The sequence below is a fragment of the Pseudomonas sp. SB113 genome (genome assembly GCF_040754745.1).
In the GTDB taxonomy this organism is placed as follows: Bacteria; Pseudomonadota; Gammaproteobacteria; order Pseudomonadales; family Pseudomonadaceae; genus Aquipseudomonas; species Aquipseudomonas grimontii.
This window is the reverse complement of sequence record NZ_JBFMHW010000095.1, coordinates 1-554: the sequence shown is the minus strand read 5'-3', so window position 1 is coordinate 554 and position 554 is coordinate 1. Positions and strand designations below refer to the sequence as shown.

Below are 554 nucleotides of genomic sequence, written 5' to 3'. Positions count from 1 at the left end.
CACGCGCTTTTCCAGGGCGCACACGGTTCCGCGCCGGATATTGCGGGACAAAATCTTGCAAGTCCGGTCGCTACCGTTCTTTCCGGCGTTATGATGCTGCGCTGGCTTGCGGATAAGCATAGTGATGACGAACTCGCGCAGGCGGCGGATCGGATCGAGACGGCCGTTGGCAAGGTGCTTCTGGAAGGTCACGCCGTACCGCATGATCTTGGCGGCAAGGCCACCTGCACCGACGTTACCGATGCGATCTGCCGTGCGATGAATTGATAGGGACGATAAAATGACATAGCCCAATGTTGGAATGATCGGCGTCGGCCTTATGGGGCACGGCATTGCGCTCAACGTCGCGAAAAAAGGCTGGCCTCTGGCCTATCTCGACCATCCCGGCAACCAGCCGGCGGACGATCTCAACGAATTGGGTGCGAAATCGATCAGCGACAAGAACGAACTCGCCCGCCAGAGCGATGTCATCATTCTGTGCGTCAGCGGAACGCCTCAAGTCGAAAGCATTTTGCTTGGGGATGAGGGCATATTGAAGTCCATTCGTCCCGGAA

Annotated in this window: 2 protein-coding genes; both read left to right on the top strand. The window is 57.4% G+C overall.

Annotation, left to right across the window (positions count from 1 at the left end):
- A partial coding sequence (locus AB1462_RS31595) for an isocitrate/isopropylmalate family dehydrogenase (protein ID WP_367249006.1) occupies positions 1 to 267 on the top strand: 267 nt, incomplete at its 5' end.
- 34 nt (positions 268 to 301) lie between these two features.
- Positions 302 to 554: NAD(P)-binding domain-containing protein (locus AB1462_RS31590; protein WP_367249005.1), on the top strand; the 253-nt coding region annotated here is incomplete at its 3' end.